General features: G+C 68.2%; 23 protein-coding genes and 1 pseudogene. 9 read left to right on the forward strand and 15 right to left on the reverse strand.

The genetic code is table 11. The features are described from left to right. Positions 1-25: 25 nt before the first annotated feature. From ABT085_RS05270 to ABT085_RS05280, 3 genes are all read right to left on the reverse strand, one after another. The gene (locus ABT085_RS05270; protein WP_351602375.1) at positions 26-850 is read right to left on the reverse strand and encodes an isocitrate lyase/PEP mutase family protein; all 825 of its coding nucleotides are present in this window, start codon (positions 848-850) and stop codon (positions 26-28) included. A gap of 80 nt (positions 851-930) precedes the next feature. Beyond that, positions 931-1,092 (reverse strand): hypothetical protein, encoded by a 162-nt coding sequence (locus ABT085_RS05275; protein ID WP_351602377.1) that lies wholly within the window; start codon positions 1,090-1,092, stop codon positions 931-933. Then, positions 1,089-1,643: a carboxymuconolactone decarboxylase family protein gene (locus ABT085_RS05280; protein WP_351602379.1), complete on the reverse strand. Its 555-nt coding sequence runs from the start codon at positions 1,641-1,643 to the stop codon at positions 1,089-1,091. The genes ABT085_RS05275 and ABT085_RS05280 overlap by 4 nt, the downstream gene beginning before the upstream one ends. A gap of 808 nt (positions 1,644-2,451) precedes the next feature. Here ABT085_RS05280 and ABT085_RS05285 point away from each other — a divergent pair. The 4 genes from ABT085_RS05285 to pdxR all read left to right on the forward strand — a co-directional run bounded on the left by ABT085_RS05285 (position 2,452) and on the right by pdxR (position 6,894). After that, a complete protein-coding gene (locus ABT085_RS05285) occupies positions 2,452-3,069 on the forward strand; it encodes a TetR/AcrR family transcriptional regulator (protein ID WP_351602381.1) in 618 nt (205 codons plus the stop codon). 430 nt (positions 3,070-3,499) lie between these two features. Beyond that, the gene (locus ABT085_RS05290; RefSeq protein WP_351602383.1) at positions 3,500-4,174 is read left to right on the forward strand and encodes a TetR/AcrR family transcriptional regulator; all 675 of its coding nucleotides are present in this window, start codon (positions 3,500-3,502) and stop codon (positions 4,172-4,174) included. A 927-nt stretch (positions 4,175-5,101) separates the two neighbouring features. After that, a complete protein-coding gene (locus ABT085_RS05295; protein WP_351602385.1) occupies positions 5,102-5,479 on the forward strand; it encodes an MmcQ/YjbR family DNA-binding protein in 378 nt (125 codons plus the stop codon). A 5-nt stretch (positions 5,480-5,484) separates the two neighbouring features. After that, on the forward strand, positions 5,485-6,894 hold the full coding sequence (pdxR, locus tag ABT085_RS05300; RefSeq protein WP_502982640.1) for a MocR-like pyridoxine biosynthesis transcription factor PdxR: 1,410 nt from the start codon (positions 5,485-5,487) through the stop codon (positions 6,892-6,894). A 284-nt stretch (positions 6,895-7,178) separates the two neighbouring features. Here the strand turns inward: pdxR and ABT085_RS05305 are convergent, their stop codons facing one another. Then, positions 7,179-7,625, reverse strand: coding sequence for a GNAT family N-acetyltransferase (locus ABT085_RS05305; protein ID WP_351602387.1), 447 nt, complete (start codon positions 7,623-7,625; stop codon positions 7,179-7,181). 514 nt (positions 7,626-8,139) lie between these two features. On the opposite strand from ABT085_RS05305, the gene ABT085_RS05310 reads away from it, so the two are divergent. After that, positions 8,140-9,399, forward strand: a complete 1,260-nt coding sequence (locus tag ABT085_RS05310) for an MFS transporter (RefSeq protein ID WP_351602389.1) — start codon at positions 8,140-8,142, stop codon at positions 9,397-9,399. A 203-nt stretch (positions 9,400-9,602) separates the two neighbouring features. On the opposite strand, the gene ABT085_RS05315 is transcribed toward ABT085_RS05310, so the two are convergent. The 5 genes from ABT085_RS05315 to sigJ all read right to left on the reverse strand — a co-directional run bounded on the left by ABT085_RS05315 (position 9,603) and on the right by sigJ (position 12,670). Continuing rightward, entirely contained in the window at positions 9,603-10,061 is a 459-nt protein-coding gene (locus ABT085_RS05315; RefSeq protein WP_351602391.1) for a carboxymuconolactone decarboxylase family protein, read from the reverse strand. A gap of 124 nt (positions 10,062-10,185) precedes the next feature. Next, entirely contained in the window at positions 10,186-10,479 is a 294-nt protein-coding gene (locus ABT085_RS05320; RefSeq protein WP_351602393.1) for a cupin domain-containing protein, read from the reverse strand. A 35-nt stretch (positions 10,480-10,514) separates the two neighbouring features. Further along, positions 10,515-10,649, reverse strand: a complete 135-nt coding sequence (locus ABT085_RS05325) for a hypothetical protein (protein ID WP_351602395.1) — start codon at positions 10,647-10,649, stop codon at positions 10,515-10,517. Positions 10,650-10,663: 14 nt separating this feature from the next. Then, on the reverse strand, positions 10,664-11,584 hold the full coding sequence (locus tag ABT085_RS05330; protein ID WP_351602397.1) for an NADP-dependent oxidoreductase: 921 nt from the start codon (positions 11,582-11,584) through the stop codon (positions 10,664-10,666). Positions 11,585-11,779: 195 nt separating this feature from the next. After that, on the reverse strand, positions 11,780-12,670 hold the full coding sequence (sigJ, locus tag ABT085_RS05335; RefSeq protein ID WP_351602399.1) for an RNA polymerase sigma factor SigJ: 891 nt from the start codon (positions 12,668-12,670) through the stop codon (positions 11,780-11,782). A gap of 273 nt (positions 12,671-12,943) precedes the next feature. Here sigJ and ABT085_RS05340 point away from each other — a divergent pair. Further along, positions 12,944-13,078: pseudogene (locus ABT085_RS05340) on the forward strand (transposase family protein); the annotation flags it as partial. A 136-nt stretch (positions 13,079-13,214) separates the two neighbouring features. Here ABT085_RS05340 and ABT085_RS05345 read toward each other — a convergent pair. Beyond that, positions 13,215-14,417, reverse strand: coding sequence for a helix-turn-helix domain-containing protein (locus tag ABT085_RS05345; RefSeq protein ID WP_351602401.1), 1,203 nt, complete (start codon positions 14,415-14,417; stop codon positions 13,215-13,217). Between the two features lie 246 nt (positions 14,418-14,663). On the opposite strand from ABT085_RS05345, the gene ABT085_RS05350 reads away from it, so the two are divergent. Both ABT085_RS05350 and ABT085_RS05355 read left to right on the forward strand, forming a co-directional pair. Beyond that, positions 14,664-15,335 (forward strand): DUF4097 family beta strand repeat-containing protein, encoded by a 672-nt coding sequence (locus ABT085_RS05350; protein ID WP_351602403.1) that lies wholly within the window; start codon positions 14,664-14,666, stop codon positions 15,333-15,335. An 18-nt stretch (positions 15,336-15,353) separates the two neighbouring features. Beyond that, complete coding sequence (locus ABT085_RS05355; protein ID WP_351602405.1) at positions 15,354-16,178, forward strand: alpha/beta fold hydrolase; 825 nt, start codon at positions 15,354-15,356, stop codon at positions 16,176-16,178. 721 nt (positions 16,179-16,899) lie between these two features. On the opposite strand, the gene ABT085_RS05360 is transcribed toward ABT085_RS05355, so the two are convergent. From ABT085_RS05360 to ABT085_RS05370, 3 genes are all read right to left on the reverse strand, one after another. After that, positions 16,900-17,457, reverse strand: a complete 558-nt coding sequence (locus tag ABT085_RS05360) for a hypothetical protein (RefSeq protein WP_351602407.1) — start codon at positions 17,455-17,457, stop codon at positions 16,900-16,902. A gap of 37 nt (positions 17,458-17,494) precedes the next feature. Beyond that, positions 17,495-17,665, reverse strand: coding sequence for a hypothetical protein (locus ABT085_RS05365; RefSeq protein ID WP_351602409.1), 171 nt, complete (start codon positions 17,663-17,665; stop codon positions 17,495-17,497). A 104-nt stretch (positions 17,666-17,769) separates the two neighbouring features. Further along, positions 17,770-19,392: a phosphotransferase gene (locus tag ABT085_RS05370; protein WP_351602411.1), complete on the reverse strand. Its 1,623-nt coding sequence runs from the start codon at positions 19,390-19,392 to the stop codon at positions 17,770-17,772. A gap of 247 nt (positions 19,393-19,639) precedes the next feature. On the opposite strand from ABT085_RS05370, the gene ABT085_RS05375 reads away from it, so the two are divergent. Next, positions 19,640-20,236 carry a hypothetical protein gene (locus tag ABT085_RS05375; RefSeq protein ID WP_351602413.1) on the forward strand — a complete coding sequence of 199 codons (597 nt, stop codon included), beginning with the start codon at positions 19,640-19,642 and terminating at the stop codon, positions 20,234-20,236. 176 nt (positions 20,237-20,412) lie between these two features. On the opposite strand, the gene ABT085_RS05380 is transcribed toward ABT085_RS05375, so the two are convergent. Both ABT085_RS05380 and ABT085_RS05385 read right to left on the reverse strand, forming a co-directional pair. Next, a complete protein-coding gene (locus ABT085_RS05380; RefSeq protein WP_351602415.1) occupies positions 20,413-21,096 on the reverse strand; it encodes a response regulator transcription factor in 684 nt (227 codons plus the stop codon). Positions 21,097-21,107: 11 nt separating this feature from the next. Next, positions 21,108-22,244: a sensor histidine kinase gene (locus ABT085_RS05385; RefSeq protein WP_351602417.1), complete on the reverse strand. Its 1,137-nt coding sequence runs from the start codon at positions 22,242-22,244 to the stop codon at positions 21,108-21,110. Between the last annotated feature and the right edge of the window lie 223 nt (positions 22,245-22,467).

Here is a 22,467-nt window from a genome sequence, read left to right on the forward strand (position 1 = left end):
GAGTCAGTGATTCGTGCTGATCGGGTCAGCTCTTGCCGCGGGCGAGCAGTTCGTTGACGCGGGCGAACTCCATGCCCGTCGTCGCCGAGGCGAGGTCGCCCGCGAGGAGTGCCTTCGCGGCCTCGTCGACCGCCCCCATCGCGTGGGTGTAGAGCAACGGACCCAGGCTGATGCGCTTGACCCCGGCCGCCTGCAGCTCAGCGACGGTCAGCACCTGGTCCGACGGAGACACCAGGACGTTGACCGGTGTCGGGGCGACCGCGGTGACGATCGCGACGAGTGCGTCGAGGTCGGGCGGGAACGGCGCGTAGACCACATCTGCGCCCACCTCGGCGAAGGCCGTCAGGCGCCGGATCGTGTCGTCGAGATCGGGGCGCCCCTGGATGAAGTTGTCGGTGCGGCCGGTGACGACGATGCGTCCCTTCGAGGCGGCAACGGCGCTGCGTACCCGATCGACCGCGTCGTCGAAGTCACGGATCGGCTTTTCCGGATCGCCCGAGGTGTCCTCCACCCCGATACCGGCCAGGCCGGAGACCACTGCGGCCTCGACGGTCGCTGCGACGTCTTCCGGCATGTCGCCGTATCCGTCCTCGAAGTCTCCGTTGACGGGCAGTCCTGTGAGGCGGGCGAGCAGGCGCGCGTGCTCAAGGTGCTCTTCGCGGGTGACTTCGTGACGCCCGTCGAGGCGGCCGAGCGTGGCGGCGATCGCCGCGGACGATGTCGCGATCGCCTCGAAGCCGGCATCGGCCAGCATCAGTGCCGAGAGGCCGTCCCATGCGTTGGGCATGACGAGGCCACCGTCGCGGGTGTGCAGCGCCATGAATTTCTCATAGAGTTCGGAGCCCGGCATGTCGAGCCTTCCTGGACGAGCGTTGGGTCAGTGAGGGGTTTGCCGTTGGCGGCGTGGGGTTCCCTGACGCCGCCCCGGCTTCAACAGACGAGATGACGCGGGCCGTTGACGACGTCCGCGGACTCGGCGAGGCGGGCCCGGCTCGCGGCCCTCGCCAACTGGAACTCCCACGTCTCCCGCAGCACGGCGACGGGTCTCTCCGCGTGCCGCGCCGGAGGCCGGCGGATCGGGTGCGGGTTCACTGGGGCACGATCGTCCCGACCGGGTCGACGGCTGGGATGTCGAGGTCGGTCTGATTGACGTTGTTGATGAAGTTGGTCAGCAGGAACTGCACCGCCACCGCGACGATCGCCAGGATCTGCGGGTCGGTGTACCCGGCGTTCCGCACATCCGCGAGGTCGGCATCGCCGACCTGTCCGCGACTCTCGACCACCTGCTGCGCAAAGCGGGCAGCCGCGGCACGCTGGGGATCGACCGAGCTCCCGGCGCGGCCGAGCTCGATGTCGTCGCCCGACATGCCGCCGAATTCGGTCGCGACGTGGGTGTGCATCGCCAAGCAGTAGTCGCAGCCGTTGGCCTGCGACACGGCCAGCGCGATGCTGTGCCGCGTCCTTGCGTCGAGAACCCGGGCCAGGGTGCCTTGCAGATTCGTGACGACCTCAAGGACGGCCGGGTTCGACGCGAGGGTCTTGAACATGTTCGGGACGAAACCCAGCTGCGCACCAACGCTGCCGAGTATCTGCTGCGCGCCGGCCGGCACGTCCTCTGGAGCGGGAACGTTCAGTCGTGACATGGCGGATCGACCTCCGATCGGGGTGTGAATAGTCGTCGAGCCCAAACCGGGCTCGCAGCGTCTTGGAGCTCCGCCGCAGGCTCTTCCTGCGCCGGCCGCAACCTCGACTCGCGTGGGTTGCGCCTGGCCCTGGTGGCCTGCACGGAGAGGGATGACTCCGTCGGTGTCGGGTCCCGGATCTCTCGACCACCTCGAACACCACATAGAAAGGACTATACAGACCAGAATTTTTTGCGCAACCCCCTTCGGCGGGAGAGGTGTCCGCCTGATCGCCCGCTAAGGGTTCGAGGCTGTGCGGGATCAGTAAAACTGCAGTTCATCGCCACTTTGCGATCCCCTGGTGAGGGATTGAACTGGTCGGGTCGGGCGGGTACAGGCCGTCTCGCGTCAGTCTGCCTCGGTCCAGATCGGTTGGATTGGATGGACTATTTAGTCCATGCGTGATGGGGCTCGCGGGGAACCAAGACAAGGCCCTCGGATGCCTGCACCTCTGTCTCGCATCCGTCCATCAGGAGGTACTGGTCGCCATGGCCGTCGCAGCACAGAGCCTCGCAGCCGGGGTGCCCCGACGGGCGGGTGCGGAACTGGGCGACACAGGGCAGGTCCGGTCCTGGCTTGCAAGCCGTGACGCCGTTGGCAGCTGCGTGAAGGATCACAAGGGCCGCATCCCCCGCTGGTCGGCCTTTATGGTCGTATTGGAGTCACAACTGATCCGCCCCAGCCGCTGCCTGGGGCTCGAGGCCACCGCGCTTGTGATGCGTTCGGCGACTGAGCAGCACGGGTGAGTAACGTGACCGAGGGAGACACCATGCCCGCAACCAGCGATGCTCGCCGCACGTCACGCGGCCTGGAGACCCGTTCACGGATCGTTGATTCGGCAGCCAAGCTCTTCTATGTCAGGGGCGTCAACGCCACGACGCTCGATGACATCCGCCTGGCGAGCGGAACGAGCAAGTCGCAGTTGTACAACCACTTCAAGGACAAGCGCGCGCTGATCCACGCCGTCATCGACGTGCAGTCGAAGTTCGTCCTTGCCCGCGAGGAACAGCGCCTTCGCGGCGTGAAGACCCTCACGGGTCTGCGCCGCTGGCGTGACGCCCTGGTCCAGGCCAACGCACTGCAGGACGGTTCGTACGGGTGCGCGCTGGGCGCGATGTCGATCGAGCTGTCCGACAGCGATGAGCAGTCCCGCCAGGCGCTCAACGCATCATTCGATGCCTGGCAACGGATGCTTGTCGAAACACTGACCCGGCTCCGCGACCTCGGCGTACTCTCCGCGGACGCGGACCCGCAACGCCTGGGTACCGGTCTGCTCGCTGCTCTGCAGGGAGGTTACGTGCTTGCGCAGAACGCTCACAGCTCCGAGCCGATGGCCGTCGCGCTGGACATGGCCCTGGACCACATCGCGACTTTCGCTCGCAGCTGAGCCCACGTTCGCAGCTCGAGGAGTGCGTCCGGCTCCGCCGCGGCATGTCCGGAGCGGTTGCCTGCACGACCCTGCCCGGCGCTGGGACGCATGAAGTCTCATGCACGTGTGTGTCGGCGAACGCTGTTGATCGTCTCCCCGGTCCGCGCGGCCGGATTGAGGGCGGCGACAGCATCATCGAGGGTCGGGGTGGTGCCGCTCGTCCCTTACCCCTCCTCGGCGGGGAGAGAGTGAACGGAGAGCGGGAACCGCCCCCGTCCTCAGAGGCTGCGCCGGAGGCCTGGATCGTCTTCGGCGGTGTCAGCCGGGATTCGGGGCGCACTCGGCCGGCTGTGGCCCCGGCGGCCCCCGCCGTCTCGAAAGATCTCAGAAAAGGACCTTGAGGTCCCTTTTTAATCCTGCTAGCGTACGTAGCGGTAATCTGGCCGATGTGGCGGAACAGACGCGCGACAGAAACGACTCCCGGCTGACCGAGCGCGGGCGGGCGACTCGGGAGCGCATTTTGAGGGCTGCCGCCGACATGATGTACGTCAGGGGCGTCTCTTCCACGACCCTCGACGACGTCAGGGCGGCCAGCGGAACGAGCAAATCCCAGCTCTACCGCCACTACCCCGACAAGGATGCACTGGTGCGGGACGTCGTCGCATTGCAGGCTGCTGAACTGCTCAAACGTCAGCATCAGCTCCTCCAGCGGCTCAACTCCCTGCGCGGGCTGGAACGCTGGCGCGACGTGCTGATCGAACACAACGCGCTCCGCAACGGGGCGTACGGCTGCCCGCTCGGATCCCTTGCCGGCGAGTTGGCCGATCAGGACGAAGAGGCGCGCCAGGCGCTCGCCCGGCACTTCGACAGCTGGGAGGGTCTGCTCGAGGAAGGGCTCGAGCGAATGAAGGACTCGGGAGTCCTTCGCGCCGACGCAGATGCCGAAGAGCTGGCCACCGGCCTCATGGCCGCCCTTCAGGGTGGCTACCTCCTCGCGCAGACAGCTCAGGACGTCAAACCCATGAGGATCGCCCTGGATATGGCGATCGGGCACGTCAAGGCCTATGCCGCGCCTGCCGGGGACCGGTCGGCGGGTGGCCCGGCAGGGCACTCGGCCACCTGAGACAGGGCGGCACCAGGAAATCCTGGTGCCGCGTTACCGGCGATTCCGTCGCAGCTTCCGGCACCGGGCCTTCACTGCCTCCCGGCGGCCGGGTGCGGGTTCGGCGGTGCCAGGAGATGCCTGTGCGCACATTCTGTGCCCGTGTGTAGCCCCAGCCTCCAGTCGAAAGCGGAGGCGCTCGCCATAAAAGAGGACTATTTAGTCCTCGAAAACGAGCGTCTTGCGGTACGTTGAGGGAGAGCGGTCTCCTGCGGACTGCTGAGCAGTCAAGCCCCACAAGGATCTTCAGGGCGGTAAGCGCCATGCACGTGGATGTCCCGTTCCCAGTGGCCGGTGCAGTCCGGCGAAGCCGACGGGGGGACGAGGCCGGAGCCGGCCAGCCGAGGCAGCGGACTGTCTTGACTGCACTGTTGGTCAGGTCAGGCAGGGCGGTGAGCACCTCGGAACCGGCGGATCACGTGCCGGGCGACACGCCCCGCCGTCGGTCGCGGGCAACGGTCACGCGTACGTCCACCGGCCTCGGCAGACACTGCGGGGCAGAGTGGCCCCACCGTGAGCCTGGTCGACGGGGCTGCCTGCGGCACAGCCGACGGGACCCCATGGACCTGGACAGGTCCATGGCGGCGACGGCCAGGGCGAGGAAGGCCCGCGGCGCGGTCGGCCAGGCATTCGCGGCGGATCAGCCGGTACAGCCAATTGCACGGCAACCCAACTCGTCGGCATGGGAAGACCTCCTTCGCTGCGCGGACGGACGTATGCGTGCTGGGCATGACCGGTGCGACTCGGCGGCCGCATCGCGCCGCCCGGTCGCGAAACCCCGTCCCGCCGCCGGGCGAGCACAGCTCATCGTGCGGCGATGCGGGAGACACCCCGTTGGAGCCTCGGCCAGCCGGTCGGGGTACTCGATCGATACAGGAGTTGATCACCATGGACGGACAGGAACTGCAGAAGACCGCGGGCGAGTGCACTGTGGAACTGCCCGGCGCCGACCTGGAGCAGCGTCCCGACTGGGACCTGTACAAGGTGGGAGGCAAGGTATTCATGCTCATGACCGAGATGCCGGGGCGCCCTGTCGTGATCCTGAAAGCTGATCCGGACGACGCCGCAGCCCTGCGTGAGCAGCACACGGACATCACTCCCGGGTATCACATGAACAAGAGGCACTGGATCACGGTGGAAGGCGGCGGCACCGTCAACGAGGAGCTGGTGAAGGAACTCGTGACCGACTCCTACCGTCTCGTGGTCGGCGGACTTCCCAGGGCCGAGCGGCCCGTGGATCCGCAGGCCTACGGCCGCCGGGCCTGAGCGTCATGTCCCTTGGCGCCCGTGGTACGACCAGTCCAGCACGGCTACGGCAGGTCTTTGACAGTGACGTGATTCGAGCTGGACGAGGTGTGCGCCGCGCGCTGGCCGCAGCAGTGCGCGACGCTGTGCGCAGCGGCCGCCTGGCGCCCGGGACACGACTGCCCTCCTCCCGCCGGCTCGCCGCCGACCTCGGGCTTGCCCGCAACACCGTGGCGGACGCTTACGGCGACCTTGTCGCCGAGGGATGGCTTACCGCCCGCAGAGGCTCGGGCACACTCGTGACAGACAGGATGATCGATCGGCCGATCCCGGTCCGCCCGGCCGCCGAACCGTCCGGTGATCCGTGCTACGACCTGATCCCCGGTAACCCCGACCTCAGCGCGTTTCCTCGTGCAGCCTGGCTGAAGGCCACTCGCCGCGCCCTGGCCGCGGCTCCCGACGACGCGTTCGGCTACGGTGACCCCCGCGGCCGGCCGGAGCTGCAGGCCGCACTTGCAGACCATCTCGCGCGAGTCCGGGGCGTGGACGCAAATCCGGAGCACATCCTGATCTGCGCCGGCGTCTCCCACGCCCTGCAGATCCTCTGCGAAGTCCTGGCCGGTCGGGGGGCACGCCGCGTCGCCGTCGAGTCGTACGGCCCAGACAGGCATCGCGGTCTGCTGGCGGCTGCGGGGCTGGAGACCTTCCCCCTTGCCCTGGACGCGTACGGGACGGACCCGGTTCCGCCCGACGGCACCGATGCGGTCCTGCTCACGCCGGCCCACCAGTTTCCCGTGGGCACGACGCTGCAGCGCGATCGCCGGACGGCCGTGGTGGACTGGGCCACACGGACAGGCGGACTGGTCCTGGAGGACGACTATGACGGCGAGTTCCGGTTCGACCAACAGTCCGTCGGAGCGCTCCAGGCACTCGCTCCGGACCGCGTGGTCTACCTGGGCACCGCCAGTAACACCCTCGCTCCCGGCCTGAGGCTGGCCTGGATGGCGCTACCACCCACGGTCGCCGCTGAAGCGACAGCGGCCAAGGGGTCGATCGACTCGTGCGCGGTACTGAGCCAGCTGACCATGGCTGAATTCATCACCTCCGGCGCCTACGGCCATCACGTCCGTGCGGGGCGTCGGCGCTACCGCCACCGGCGAGACTCCCTCGTCACAGCCTTGGCCCAGCACGCCCCGAAGGTGCGCGCCACAGGGACAGCTGCTGGCCTGCATACCGTGCTCAGTCTGCCGCCCGGGACCGAGCAGCGCGTTCTGCATGCGGCGGTCCGTGAGGGGCTCAAAGTGGCTGGCCTGTCCCAGTACCGCCATGCACGGTCCCGGAACGTCATGGCCGATGCCCTCGTCGTCGGCTACGGGGTGCCCTCCGACGATGTGTGGCCCCAGGCGCTCTCCGCGCTCATGCGGATCCTTTCCTGACCCGCCCCCAAGTGGCCAGGTACCCGGCGTCACCCCAGAGCGTCGACAGCACGACGCGGCCGCCAGCGAACCGGTGCGGCAGGTCTGTGACCGCTTCGGGTCCGACGGCCGCGAACCACCGGCCGCGCTCCGTGCATCGATGACATCAAGCCCTTCACCTCGCCGAGCCCTGTCTCGTCCACTGCGGTGATGAGCATCGCGCTGTTCTCCCCCGTAGCGGCCTCGGTGCCGACGCTGACCGCCACGGTCACGACCTCTCCCCAGAGGATGCGCGAAGAGCTGGGCTAGGGCCGGTGAGCCCCTTTTGCGGCTCCGGGGTGCTCGGGGTCGACGAGGTCGGCATACGCCGGGTTGCGCTCGATGAAGGTACGCACGACCGGGCACGTGAGAGTGACCGTCTTCGCCTGTACACGTACATCGTCCAGGACGCGTCGGATCAGCTCGGTGGCAATGCCCCGATTGCGGAACTCGGGGAAGACCGAGGTGGCCAGCAGCACGAGCCGGTTCTCGCCGGCGGTCTGATAGGCCAGTCCGGCCACCTCCGTGCCCCTGGCCCTGGCCTCGTAGACACCGGCCTTCTCGTCGTTGACGACGTCGAAGTCGAACGCGGGAGCACGGGGCTCATCGTCGGCATTGTTGCCCACGACGGCCTGACCTCGAGTGGGGAGACCTGGGCCTGCGCCGTCGGCGCCATCGATGGTGGAGCGGTTCGGCTCAGTCGGGCCGGTCATGCGGTCTTCCTCTGCTGGTGGTGTCCGGGCATCTGCAGTGGCCTCACGGGCGAACGACGATCTCGGGCCTGCCCCGCTCGGATGTCCGGTCGTTCCAGCGGACTTGTTGCGGTCTCGGCTCGCCCCGCGAGTCACTGCTGCTGCCAGCCTAGCCCCAAAGTGGACGATGGAGTCCAAGTGTGGAGAGGTGGCAGTGTACGGCGTGGTCGCGGGTGATCGGATACACGCGACGCCGAATCACTGTGTCCCTCGGTCGGACATGGCGGACGGCGCGGAGGTGTGGGCGAGTGTAGAGCGAAGAGGCTTGCTGGCCAGGGCGTGATGCGACTCCCGGTCTGGACTAAACAGTCCCTTTATTGCATGATCGACGGAGTCGGCGAACCTGCAGGGCGAACCACAGTGATGACGCGGAGACGGGCTTCGCAGGAGCCAGCAGCCGCGGAGCCAACTGTGACCGCCCCCGACAGAGGCCGGCGCGCTGAACTGATGCAGGACGAGAAAAGGACACTGCTCGATGCACAATGCGCCTCCAGCGCCCCACCAGGATCGTCCGGGCAGAACCTTCCGGCTTGCATTCCTGTCCGCGGTGCTCTCCCTGACGGCTGCGTTCGCCGCGGTGGGCTCGACGATTCCCCTGTTCAACGTCTACCGGGCCCAGGAGGGGTTCACCAACGCGGGCATCTCGATGACAGTCGTCGCCTATTCCGCCGCCACCATCAGCACGTTGCTGGTACTGGGACGGCTGTCCAACCATGTGGGTCGGCGGCCCACGGCCCTCGCAAGCCTCGGCCTGCTCCTGCTGGGCTGCCTGGTGCTGTTGAATGTGCACCACATAGGCATTCTGATCGCCGGCCGGCTTCTGATGGGTCTGGGCGCCGGTCTGGCCAGCAGCAGCCTCACCGCCTACGTCGTGGACACCGCACCGACCAAGCCGGCCTGGCTGGCCTCCGTCGCTTCCAGCCAGACAGTCATGCTGGGCCTTGCTATAGGCGCCGTCGCGTCCGGTGCCCTGGTTCAGTTCGGCCCCTGGCCGCGCGACCTCATCTACCTCATCTCCGCCGGCCTGCTCGTGGTGTCCACCGTGCTCATCGCTTTCAGCCCGGACAGCGTGACCCCGGCCCCGGGCGCGTGGCGATCACTGCATCCCACCGTCGGCGTTCCGGTCCGGGTCAGGCCTCTGCTCGCCGTCACGGCCGCGGTCCTCTTGTCCACCTGGGCCACCGGGGCGTTCTACCAAGCCTTCGTGCCTGCGCTCGTCGAAGATCAGCTCCGCACGAACAGTCCGCTCGTCCTGGGACTGGTGTTCGCCGCCTACATGGCCCCCAGCGCTCTGGGCGCTCCCCTCAGCGGCCGATTCGCACCGGCAGGAGCTCAGCGCATCGGCATGGCCGGCTTCTGCGCCGGCTGGACCGGCATCATCACAGCGATCGCGACCGGTTCGCTTGCGCTGTTCATCGCCGCGACCATCGTCGCCGGGGCCGGGCAGGGCATCGCCATCAGTGGCACCACCCGCGGTCTGCTCCATGCCGGCAGCCAGACAGACCGCGCACCGATCTTCGCCGTGGTGTACCTCCTCAGCTACAGCGGTGCGACCGTTCCCAGCCTCATCTCCGGCCAGTTGTCCCACACCTTTTCACTACCGAAGATCGCGCTCGGCTACGGCGCTTCTGCCCTCGTCGCCACCCTGTTCACCGTCATCGCGGCACGCAATCCGCACACCGATACGACCAGCCGGCACGAGGAGTGCACACGGCAGACCCTGCGGTCACCCTGACGGCATGCGACCCCGAACAGGGCCGCCGCGACAACCGACCAAGCCAGCACGGCTGGTGCGCAAGGCCCTGTCCGTGGTGTCGGGGCAGAGGCCGAGCAGGTGCTGGGCGCTTCACCCGCGGCGGCCCGAAACGCCCCACCTACCAGGCGCCACGACGGTGAATGCTCCGGCAGCCCGGATTACCGCCGGTGTCACTGTCGAGGTCAGCTGCCGACGGGGTACCGGCTGGTGATCGCGACGCGGTTGAAGGCGTTCATCACGGTTGCCAGCCAGGCGATTGCCGAGACCTGATCTTTGGTGAGTACGGCGGCGGCTGCGTTGTAGTCCTCGTCGCGGACGTGTCCGTCCGGTACGCGTGTGATCGCCTCGGTCAAGCGGAGGGCGCCGCGGTCGGTCTCGGAGAAGTAGCCGGTCTCTTCCCATGCGGGCAGCACGGCGATCCGGTCGGGATTTTCGCCCTTGTTGAGGGCGTCGCGGGTGTGCATGCGCAGACAGAACGCGCAGCCGTTGATCTGGGAGGTGCGGATCTTCAGCAGCTCGACCAGGAGTGGGTCAAGGCCCGCTGCGGCGGCGGACTCTTCTATCTCTGATGACAAGGCGATGAGGGCCTTGTAGGCGGCCGGGTTCTGCTTGCCGATGTTGACGCGCTGGGTGTCGGTCATGGTTCCTTCGATTTTTTCGTGGGGCCTTGCGCCGCGTTTCGGGCGGCGTCCTGGTGGCTGGTGGGGTGTGTTCCGGCGAGGGCAGAGTCCGTGAGGAGCGTTGCTGCCCGCTGCGTGCCCCGCGCTACGCTCTCGGGTCGTCGACCTTGAGCTTGTCTCCCGGGTCGGAGACCAAGATGACCAGGAGCTTGGCTCGTTCGGTCCGGCTGGTGTTCTCGGTGAGGACATGGTGGGCGCCTGGCTGTTCGACCCAGTTCCCGCCCTGGTGGTAGGTGGTCACGGGCTGGTTGTCGAGCTTGCTGCGCACAGTGCCTTCGAGGACGTAGGCGTGGACGAACGCCGGGCCGTGCCGGTGCGGCACGGCGCGTGCGCTGGGCGGGAAGTCGACGACCGCGGAGGTGAACGTCTTGCCCGTCACGTTCGGCAGGGCCTGCTGGAGCAGGGGGTCCGGGTTCAGGTGGGGTGCTTCGATGACGCGATGACGGTCGGCGTCCTGGTGTGGGTGGGCTGGGCCGAGGCGATAAAGCCGGTGGCCGCAGCCGGCGTGGCAACGACCAGGAGGCCGCCGGCGATCCGCATGGTGATCACGGGGGGTCTCCTGGTCAGTCTTCGGTGATGCGGATGATCGTCTTACCGGGGGTGCGCGGGCCGGGGGCGAAGACGGCGGGTGCTTCGGCGAGTGGCCGCACGGCGCCGACGATCGGCTTGAGCCGTCCGTCCCTCAGCCGCGTAGCGAGGTCGATGAGCCGGGCACGGTCGGGTTCGACCACGAAGAAGACCGCCCGTCCGTCCTTGGGCCGGACCTTGGGCGGCATGGCGATGGTGACGAGCGTGCCACCGGCTCGGACCAGGGTGGCCGAGCGGTCGAGGATGTCGCCGCCGATCACGTCGAACACGACGTCGGCCTCGCCGACGTCCTCCAGATTCTCGGTCTGCAGGTCCAGGAAGGTGTCGACGCCCAGGGCGAGTGCCCTGTCCCGGTCGGAAGCCCGGCCGGTGCCGATGACACGGGCGCCGACCTCGCGGGCGAGCTGTACCGCGATCGAGCCGACTCCGCCCGCGGCACCGTGGATCAGGACGGTCTGGCCTGTGGTGAGGCGGCCGTGGTCGAACAGACCCTGCCAGGCGGTCAGCCCGGAGATCGGCAGTGCGGCGGCCACAAGGTGGTCGATGTCCGCCGGCAGCGGCGCGAGGTTTCGGGCTTCCACAGCGGCGTACTCGGCGAGCGAGCCGTTGCGGGTCCAGTCGGCCAGGCCGAACACCCGCTGGCCGACACTCAGGCCGGTGGTGCCGTACCCCAGCTCTACGACGACACCCGACAACTCATGCCCGGGCACGCTTGGCGTCCGGTCGCGGCCTGCGCGATCGACCCACGTGCCCGGCCAGTCCAGCTCGCCCGGGGTGAAACCCGCCGCGTGCACCCGCACGATGACGTCGTTCTCGGCCGCATGGGGGTAGGGCATGTCCGTCAGGGACAGTCCGGCGAGACCGGCGTCACGGTCTCGCACAGTGATGGCTTGCATACAGATCCTTACCGGGAGGGGCGACTCGAGCGCGCAGCCCGTTCACACAGGGCTCATAGCGGCTCGTCATCGGGAAGATGCAGCAGGTGGATGTATGCCGTTGCGCATGATCGATTTCACCTGCTCGCGCATTCCTTCGTCGCCCGTTTTACGTTCTCATCAGGGAGACGAGGTGGCCCCTCCGGGTGTGACAGCTCAGACGCGCGAGAGTTTGTCGGGATTGATGACCCTGCGGTACGCGGTGATCAGACCGTCTGTGATCTGGACCGTGTCGACGGAGTAGACCCGGCCTTCGCGGTAGAACACCAGGGCGAGCTCGCCGCCGACCTCGGCGAAGTCGATGTGGTCGGGGTGCCACTGGCGTCCCACACGCACCATGACCTCGGCGACGCGCTCGTCGCCGTGGATGAGCTTGCGTGCCGCGGAGATCTTGCCGCCGCCGTCGGTGACGTAGACGGCGTCCGGGTGCAGGAGTCTGACCAGGCCGGCCAGGTCCCCGGCCTCGTACGCGGAACGGAAGACCGCGAGGACGCGTTCGCGTTCCGCCTTCGACGCCTGCGGCGTGGACTGCTTCGCCTTGGCCACCCGCCGTCGCGCCCGGGAGGCGAGTTGTCGGGCACCCGGCACGGAGACGCCCAGGACTTCGGCGATCTGGCCGAACTCAAGACCGAAGACATCGTGCAGGATGAAAGCCACCCGTTCCGGCGGGGACAGCTCCTCCATGATCAGCAGCATCGCCGAACTGACGGACTCATCGACGAGTACCGGCTGCGCCGCGTCCGGCCCGGTCAGCAGCGGCTCAGGCAGCCACGGTCCGACATAGGTCTCCCGACGGACCCGGGCACTCTTGAGAATGTCGTAAGACCGCCGCGCGGCCACCGTCACCAGCCAGGCCCGCAAATCACCGATGTCCTGGAGATCCGCTCCTGCCGCCCGCAGCCACACATCCTGGGTCACGTCCTCGGCATCGGCCACGCTTCCCAACAGCCGGTAGGCCACACCGAAAACCGCGGGCCGGTACCTCTCCCATCCGGCTCCGAGCGAGTCCTCCTGCTCAGACCGTCCGAGCCCGTGGCCGTCACCCATAGAGATCGCAACCTCCTCCAGCTTCCGGATTCAGCCTAGCCAACCGAACTCGGGACCTTCGCGGACGGTTCCACCGGCCCGGAGGGCGTGTCAGCGTTATGGCGCTTCCAAGATTTACGTAGCCGTTGATCCTTTCGGCGAGCCGGCGATCCGGCGATCCGCTGATGCGGCGAGGGGGTCGGCGGCAGGCTTGGGTTGTGTGTCGTCGTACTTGATGATCTGTTGCCCCAGTTGGCCTCGATGCGGGTTGAACAGGTGGAGGTCGGCGCGGGCATGGTGCGCATTTCGGCTCTGACCAGGGATGACGTGCCCAAAGTGTGTCCGGGATGCGGGCGGGTGTCGGACCGGGTGCACTCCCGGTATGTGCGGCACGTTGCGGACGAGGCAGTGGGCGGCCGCCGTGTGATGATCGATTGGAAGAGCCACTTGTCTGACAGACCGGCCGTCGGCCGGCGATGGGCAGCCCACCCGCTGTCGGCCGGTGGCGACCGGAGCACAGCGGGCGGCAGTGGCTGTCCGGGCTCGGGTGGAGCTTGCGGTGCGCCTATTTCGCCAGAGATTCGGCGACGAGTCGCCAGATCTCCGCGGCCAGGTCCATGTTGCCGCTCTGCTGGGCCTGCTCGGCGAGCTCCCGCAGCCCGGCGAGCGCCTGAGTCTGCTCGCCCTCCAGGAGCAGCACGCGGTTGCGCAGTACGTCGAGCCTGATCCGATCCTGGTACGCCAGCAGGTCGTCGAAGCCGACCAACTGGTCCAACAGTGAGCGCGCCTCGTCCAGGCGGCCGGTGACGACGGCGACGCGGGCGCGCACCGCCAGCAGCTGCTGCTCAACGGTGGGTGTGCCTGCGAACGGCAGGGCTCCCTGGACTTCTTCGACGCGCTGCTGGGCGGCTTCCGTTCTGGGTGGATCGGCCATGAGGTAGAGCCGGGCCAGATTGAGGCGCAGTCCCATCCACACCGTCAGATCGTCCCGGCCGTCGAAGCCGCGGGCGGCCTTCTCCATCAGCTCGGTCGCGGCACCGAGATCGCCTTGACGGGTGCGGACGTTGGCAGCGGTCCACAGGGCTTCCGCCCAGCGCGGTCCCGAGCCCCCCTTGGTCAGGGTGAGCAGCTCGTCGGTGTAGCCGGCGGCGTCGGGGTAGCGCCCGGCCTCGCCCAGCGCCGACACCAGGGCGAGCAGCGTCGAGATCTGCACGCGGGCCGGCAGTTGCTCGCGCTTGGCCAGCTCGTGGGCGCGCGTCGCGGTGTCGACGGCGCCGGCGATCTCACCGGTGGCGCGCATACATCGGGCCAGCTCGGCCAGGGCCCTGGCCTGCAGTTCGGACAGCCCGATCTCTGCGCTGAGCGCGGCCAGTTCGTCGAGGCGCGCCCGCTGCTCGGGGTATTCCTGCCGCCGTCGACGCCAGTCGGCGACTTGCCAGAGTGCCTGCCAGCGCAGCAGCGGGTCCTCGCCGTCCGAGGCCTTCAGTGCTTGGCTGAGCGTCTCGCCGGTTTCGTCCTGGCCCAGTCCGGTCGCCAGCGTCAGACTGCGCGCGAGCGAGGTCGCCGTGGATTGGGTGAGTTCGGCGGGGCTGATGCCCAGCTGCGCGGCCAGATGTGCGACGGCCCGCTCGGTGGGCTGACGCGCACCGGACTCCAGCCGGGACAGGTATCCCGCGGACATGCCCTCGCCTGCGAGCGCGGTGAGTGTCAAGCCGCGCTCGGTCCTCAGTTGCCTGAGTCGGCGGCCGAAGACTGGCTGCTCGAGCATGTCCGAACTCCTGGTCAGCGATGACGTCTTCCGACGTCCGGAGGGGTGCGTCACGCACGACCCTAACTCATTTGCCCATTTCGAGGCAATCTCTTGCCGTCCCGGGATCGATCCCCGCGCATATTTGGCAATTATGTTTGGCAACACCTTGCCAAGAGTGAGGCAATGGTCCTAACGTTCCCGTCGTTCGCCGGACGAACCCGTCGCGGCCAACACCCCCAAGAGCCACAGGAGTAGGAGCGCACGATGCAGAAGTTCGACACCCCCGCCCCGGTCTCCGCCGTCCTCGACATCCCTGCGGTACGCATCCGGCTCGTCGCCGCCGACCGGACCGACACCACGGTCGAGGTCCTGCCCGCCGACGCCTCGAAGAGCCGCGACGTGAAGACGGCGGAGCAGACCCAGGCCACCTACGACGACGGCGTCCTGCGCATCGAGACTCCGGCCGCCGACAACCGGATCCTCGGCAACTCCGGGTCCATCGAGGTCACCGTTCATCTGCCGGCCGGCTCCCGCGTCGAAGCGAAGGCGGCCAGTGCCGAGTTCCGGGCCGTGGGCCGGCTCGGCAACATCGTCTTCACGGGGGGTTACCGCTCGGTCGAGATCGACGAGGCCGCCAGCGCCCGCCTCACCGTCCTCGACGGCGACGTCTCGGTCGACAGCCTGAGCGGTCCCGCCCAGATCAGCACCCAGCGGGGCAACATCCGGATCGCCGAGGCCGTACGCGGCACGCTCACCCTGCGCACCCAGCAGGGCGACATCTCGGTCGACGCCGCGGGCAACGTCTCCGCCTGCCTGGACGCCGACACCACCTACGGCCGCATCAGCAACGCACTCAAGAACACCGGCGACGGCGCTCCGGACCTGACCATCCACGCGACCACCGCCCACGGCGACATCACCGCGCGCAGCCTCTGACAACAAGGAGCTTCCACCATGGCCAAGACGACGAACACCACTTCCTCGACCGATGCGCCGTGGACCGGCATGGTTCCGGTCGACGACACGGCCCTGGCCGTCACCGACACCGGCGGTTCCGGCATCCCCGTGCTCTACCTCAACGGCCAGTTCGCCACCCAGGGATACTGGCGGCGGGTCATCGCCGAACTGGGGAAGGAATGGCGCCACATCACCTACGACGAGCGGGCTCGCGGCAGGAAGTCGATGCGTTCGGCGGACTGCTCCTTCGAGGCCGCCGTCCGGGACGTCGATGCGGTTCTCGCGGCCAGGGGCGTGGACCGGGCACTGGTGACGGGCTGGTCCTACGGAGCGTTCGTCGCCGCGCACTGGGCCAGCCGGAACCCGGACCGCACCGTGGGCGCCGTCCTGGTCGAGGGCGCGCAGCCGCACGACTGGCTGGATGAGGCCATGGAGCAGCGGATCCGGAAGCTGTTTCGGCGGATGGGCTGGTTCATGCCGCTGCTGCGCCCGACGGGCCTGACCCCGCGGATGAATGCCGAACAGATGGCGAACATCAACATCGAACTCGGCAAGCTCGCCCGCGAGCGCGAGCTGGGCCCCGTTCTGGACGACATCACCGTCCCGGCACGGTACGTGGTCGCTTCGGGGGCGTCCCTCGGAAGCCGCGGTGACGAGCAGGAACGGATCCGCGCCAGCCTCGATGCGGTGACCGCCCGCAACCCGAACATCCGCATCAGTGCGAAGGTCGCGAGCAACCACGATGTGATCCTGAAGAAGGACTTCCTGGCCGTCGCCGAGGCCGTACGCGAGGTCACCGCCCTCGACCGCGAGAGGCGCTGAAGACACGACCGACGGACTGACGGTCGGCCGGCTGCGCCGTCCGTCCTTGTCCCCGTCGTCCTTGCGAGGACGGGACCCGAGCCCTGTAGGTGCCCTGGTGGCCTCAACTGACGCAGGGTTCGGCCAGGAGTGAGCCGTCTGCACTCCCAGGTCATTCAGTGGCGGGTTTCTGACGTTCTGGGTCATGCCCCTTCGTCACTGCTGCGCGGCAGGTCGACGGTCTGTTCCTGGGGTCGCCGGGCCTGAATATGCGAGCCCACCGGTCCCGAGGCCGAAGGGGCCGAGGGTCTGATCGGCAACGCCGATGAGGTCAAGGCTGCCAAGCCGAGGGGGAGGTCTCCGACGGGCGGAGGTCAGGCCCAGCTGAACCCGTGCAGCCGACGGGCGGTGCCACCGGTGCTCGTATGCGCAGTGGACGCGCCGCCTGCCGGCGCCCGGTGGCGAGTCCGGAGTAGTGCGACTTGATCTCGGCGAGGCTGATCCGTTGGGAAAGGGCCTTTGACCTGTGGCGGAGGCCTTTTTCGAACTTTCAGGGAGTGCCGGCGGTCGCCGCCGTCGACCCGCACCTCGCGGATGCCGGGATGGCCGGCGGCAGCCCGGTCGAGACAGGTGCACGTCACATCCCGCCCCAGGCGCCACTCCGTTCGGCTCTCAGGACTCCATCGCACCAACAGCCTCAGCCGCGTTTCCTGCCTCACCCCGCCAGCGGGCGGAGTCCGGGTCAGCAGCCGCTGCCCATGGGGGTGAAGTCCATGCGGGTGTGTTCGTCCGTGGCGATGGCCGTGTTGTAGGTGGTTCTGCTGACCTGGTACCAGACATCGTCCTGTGTCGTGTCGCCGCCGACGTCGTCCAAGCTGACGCACCACTGCTCCGGCCGGACGATGCGCGTGTAGGTCTCGGTCCCGCTGCGGACCTGCTTGCAGGTCTTGGCCTGCTCGGTCGAGTACCAGGTGCGGGTATGCCGCTTGGTGCCCGAGCCGGTGCTGGTCGTGTGTTTGACCCGCCGCGTGGTCGTGGTGCACTTCTTCGTCATGTGCGGCCGTGTGGCCCGGGTGGTCCTGGCGGCGCGGTGACGGATCTCGTCCCGGAGGCCGAAGACGCCGGCGTCGGCCGTGGTGGCCGCGTCCGGCTGGGGCTCCTCGGCAACGCTCCCGCTGTCCTGACCGACGTCGACCGAGTAGTCCGTGCCGTCGTCGTGGACGTCACTCCCGCGGCTGCACGCGCCGAGCCCGGCTATCAGCACCGCTGTCACGGCGGCCGCTGCAAGTCGCTTGAACATGTCTTCCTTCACGATCGACGGCCCGCAGCGTATCCGATCAGCTGTTCACCTCGTCGAAGGGCTCGTCGTGCCGGCGCCAGTCGGCGGTGCCGTCGGCGTAGATGTGCAGCATGAACTCGGCGACCTGGCTGCCGTCAGGGAGCGTCGTGGTGAGGGCGCCGCGGATCAGGGTGCAGCAGGCGCCTGCGGTTCGTACGCGTTCTGCCACCAGGGCGAAGTGTTCGGGACGGTGATACAGGCCATGAACGAGCAGCACGGCGGTCGATGCGCACGCCTCCTCGGGCCGGTGTCAGACGAATGATCCAGGGTCGGTCAGCCGTACCGTTGCAGCAGTCCGTCCACGTACGACTCCAGTCGTTCTCCCAGCACATCGGACGTCAGATCGTCTCGCCCGAGGTCACGCCACGGGCCAGCCAGCTTCGCCGCGTCGGGGCAGTAGTGCAGGGCGTCCAGCAGCCGCCAGTACAGGTGGTCGAGGTCGTCGGCGAGGTCCCGGCCGCCCTGTGCCTCGTACCGCTCGGGGAAGCCCAGCCCGTACTCCGGCCCGTGCAGCAGCGCGAGCGCGGTCGAGCAGTGCGCCACGTCCAGGTCGGCAGGCCCCCATGAGGTCTCGACCCAGTCCACGATGCCGGTGATCCGCAAGTCCTGCCCAGCTCCACTGAAGAGCACGTTCCCGGGGTGGAAGTCGCGGTGCAGGAAGCAGCCTTCGTACGGCGGCGGGTCGCGGCGGATCACGTCCACGGCCCGCTTCCACAGAGAACCGTCCGGGGTCCGGACGCGCTCCGGGGACGTCCATGCCTGGTAGGTACGCGGTTTTTCGTCCGGTACGACGCCGTGGAAGCGGACGAGCTGGCCCGCGAGCAGGTCCAGTCGCCGGTCGAGGTCGTCCTCGTCCACGCGGACGCGGCCCGGGAGCGCGGACATCAACAGGGTCGGGTGGTCGCAGTGCTGGGCCGTGGCGTCCACAGAGACGACCTCGGGAGCTGGAATGCCCGCCTGCCCGGCGAGCAGCGCCAGGACGGATGCCTCGCGGGTTAGTAGCCCGGGTGCGTGGTGGCGGAAGAACGGCTTCACGAAGGTCCGTTGCACCAGGTCCGTGCCGGCGTCGAGTGTGAGCCGGCGCATCTGAGAGCTCCAACCACCGGACAGCAGGCGCGAGTCGGCGACCGAGCGACCATCGCCGAGCTGCTTGGCCACCCACGCACGCGTGGCCGTCCAGCCACGGTCGTCGAGGCCGGTCAGCACCGCCTCCACGAACTTCCGTCGGTCGTTGTCGTGATCGCGGAACCACATTTCCAGCCGGTGCTGCGTGTCCGGAAGGTCGAACCGCGTGTATTGGGCGCGCGCGGTCAGTGCGTCCTGTACGGACTCTGTCACCGCGGGTGGGATCACCGCGTCCGTGCCCGGCACGGCGAGCACCGCCCGGCCCTCGTATGCCCGCAGCGCCTGAAGCGCGTGCGCCTGCCGCCAGCCGTCCGGCTGCCGGATGATCTCGCTGAACCGGCCCTTTCCGTCCCCGAAGGGCACGTCCCACGCCTCGGGGGTGTACACAGCGGGCGCGCACAGCCCCAGGGCCGTCACTCGATCCCCGTAATGCCGGACGAGATCGGCCACCGTCTGCCCGCTCATGCCGAACCCCACCAGGACCAGCGACCCGTCCGCCCCCGCATACACATCGATCACCGCGACGGCCTGCTCGAACCGTCGCCGCAGGCTCAACTCGCCCAGCTTGCCGGTGCTTTTGCCGTGCCCGGAGAAGTCGAAGGCGATTCCTCGACTGCCGTGGGCCACGAACTCATCCACCAGAGGAAGCAGTTGCTCCGTGCTGCTGGTGCCTGCGCCATGCAGCACCACGGTGGTGGCCCCGGAAGGATCCCCGCCGTACACACCGCTGAGCCGTTCACCGTCGTGGTCGTGCGTGAAATCGAAAAGCACGCCCCCTATTCACTCACGCCGCCCCTTCTTGAGTGCGTCCCGTGAGTTCGCGACTCTGGGACTGCTGCGCAGTCCTGATCCGGGGTGGTGCGCCTTCGGATGCGGGGTGGTCGGCCGGCCTGCGTACAGGACCCGTTCCGGGTCCGGATCACGGAGGCGGTCGGTAGCCGCCGGTGTACCCGACCTCTTGTCAGACACCGCTGTTACGTTGACGCGAGGATCTTGATTCGACCTCTGGAGAGGGCGTATGTACGACGAACGGCTCGCCGAGTTCTCCCGCGAGCGGCTGGACGGCCGTCCGATTCCCGACGATCTGCGCGTGCTGCTGGTGGCGCAGTGGGAAGGCCGCACCGACTTCGCCCGCCTTCTCGACCTCGACTTCTTCGAGGCGGGAGAGGTCCATCCGCTTCTGGACACCAGCTATCTGAGCGAGAAGGAACTCGCGGATCCGGAGATGCAGGCCGTCAACGCCGCAGCCGCGCAGATGGCCCAGTACGTCAAGCTCGTGGCAAAGGGAGGGAACGGGTGGGTCGGCTACTGGCTGCACCCCGGCGAACCCGCAGACCGCGTCTGGCACCTCATTGAGCTGGACACCGAGTTCACCTTCTGGGGCCTGGCCGGCCGTACCCTGGCCGAGGGGTGCGCCGCCGAGCGGGCCAGGTATCAGGACGAGCCCGACAGGCGAATCGCGTTCACACAACTGGCCGCCGAACTCGCCGAGCTTGGCCTGCCGCTGAGCAATCAGGACTATGACGCCCTCGACGACGCCGAGTACACGGTGGACCCGGAGGAACTCATGAAGGAGTTGACCGAAGCCGAACGTGAGAAGCTCGGCCTTCGCTGAGCGGGGAGACTCCAGCGCTCCGGGTGCCGCAAGGGGAGATGGCTGCCGTATCGGCCGCCGCTGGTCATGAGGTGTCTCGTTCGTGGGCCGAGCGGGCGATGTGGCGACGTGACCTGCCACAACCATCGGTGTTCCCTTCTGGAACGGCAGCAGCTTCCTGCACTTCCCGACGGGATTCAGGGAGCGACGGGTGGCCCCGATTGCACGAGTCCCGACTGGTAGGCGACGACGACCAGCTGGGCTCGGTCGCGGGCCTGGAGCTTGGTCATGGCACGTTGGATGTGGGTGCGGATGGTCAACGGGCTGAGGCAGAGTGCGGCGGCGATGTCCGTGTTGGACATGCCGTGTGCGGCCATGATCATCACTTCTCGTTCGCGTGCGGTGAGGGAGCTGAGCTGTTCCGGCAACCCTGCGTCGGCGGCCGGCTCGGGTGTCACCAGAAAGCGGCTCACGAGCATCTTGGTCGCGGCTGGGGAGAGCAGGGCGTCGCCGTCGGCGACGGTGCGGATCGCGTCGAGGAGGGCGTCAGCTGTGACGTCCTTGCCGAGGAACCCGCTCGCTCCGGCGCGCAGTGCGCGGGCGACGTACTCGTCGGTCTCGAACGTGGTGAGGATGAGGATGCGGACGGCCGAGAGGGCGGGGTCGGTACAGATGGCGGTCGTGGCGGCCAGACCGTCGGTGCCGGGCATGCGGATGTCCATGATCACGACGTCGGGGTGGAGCGTCCCGGCAAGTGTGACGGCTTCCGCACCGTCGGACGCTTCACCGACGACTTCCAGGTCGCTGGCTGAGTTGATCAGGATGCGGAAGGTGTGCCTGAGAAGAGCCTGATCGTCGGCAAGGAGCACTCGGATGGTCATGGGGTTCCCGGTCAGAAGTGGAGGGGAAGTTCGGCGAGGGCCGTGTAGCCACCGTCGGGGCGAGGGCCCGCGACGAACCGGCCTCCGGCGGAGAGGGCGCGTTCACGCATGCTGATGAGTCCGAACCCTGAGTTCACGGCCGTCGAGGCCGTTGCGGCGGGCTGTCCTCGCTTGTTGCTGATCTCGATCTTCAGCACGTCGTCCGTGTAGGTCAGCGTCACTTGTGCCGTGGGGGTTCCGGCGTGCTTGGTGACATTGGTGAGCGCCTCTTGGATGATCCGGAACGCGGTCAGGTCCACGGCGGGGGAGAGCGGCCGGATCTCTCCCTCGGTCGTGACGGCGACATCGAGGCCGGTGGTCGCGAGAGCCGCCACCATGGCGGGGAGCTGGTCGAGTTTCGGGGTCGGCTGGAGGGGCGAGTCGCAGTCTTCGGGGCGGCGCAGCAGCCTTACCGTCGCCTTCAGTTCGCGCAGGGCGGTGGCGGTGGTGCCGCTCAAGCCGGTGAGCAGTTGCTCCGCCTGTTCGGGGTCGTTGCGGATGAGGTGCGCCGCGGTGATTGCCTGGGCGTTGGCGAGCGTGAGGTGGTGGGCTACGACGTCGTGGAGTTCGCGGGCGATGCGTACGCGTTCCTCCGCGACCCGGCGCAGCGCTTCCTCCTCTCGGGTGTGTTCCGCGTATTCGGCACGGGCCCGCAGCGAGTCGGTGAAGGCGCGGCGCAGCCGTAGGGCGGAGCCCCAGGCGACGGGGAGGAGCAGGGTCAGAGCCGGATTCAGCGTCACGATGATGAAGCTGGCGTAGCGGGGCGCCTGCAAGACCGCGACGGGGATCATGAGCACGACTACGCCAAGGCCGAAGAGGTGAGCGGTCCGACGCTCGTCGAGGAGCGCGAGCCAGAACAACGCCACCATGACGGGGGCGAGCAGAAGCATGGTGGTGAGGTAGCCGACGCTCACCGCGGCGATGGCGCAGACGCCTGTGACGACGACGACGGGGCGAGGATGGGTTCGCCGCCACAGCAGGGCGGCGGTGGCGATGATGCCCAGGACCAGCCCGGGCCACCAGGCGATCGGTTCCCGCACATCCCATGTGCCGAGGAAGCTTGCCGAGACCACGCATGCGAACACGCAGGTGATCAGCGCAGCGTCCATGACGCGAGGGTGGTCGAGAGCAAAGCGGCGGGCTGCGCTGGGCATCGCGGTCTCCGATTGCGGTGGCTGTCAGATCAATGGTGGAACATCCGCCGGTGAAGGCAGTTGAGGTCCGCCCGGCATCGTCGGGCGGACCTCACCGGGGAGTGGTAGATAGGGATAGCACACCTCAGAACACCACTCACCATCCACATAATAACGGTTTGCGGGGGGTGGGGGTTAA

The organism is Streptomyces sp. NPDC002265, from assembly GCF_040296125.1.
In the GTDB taxonomy this organism is placed as follows: Bacteria; Actinomycetota; Actinomycetes; order Streptomycetales; family Streptomycetaceae; genus Streptomyces.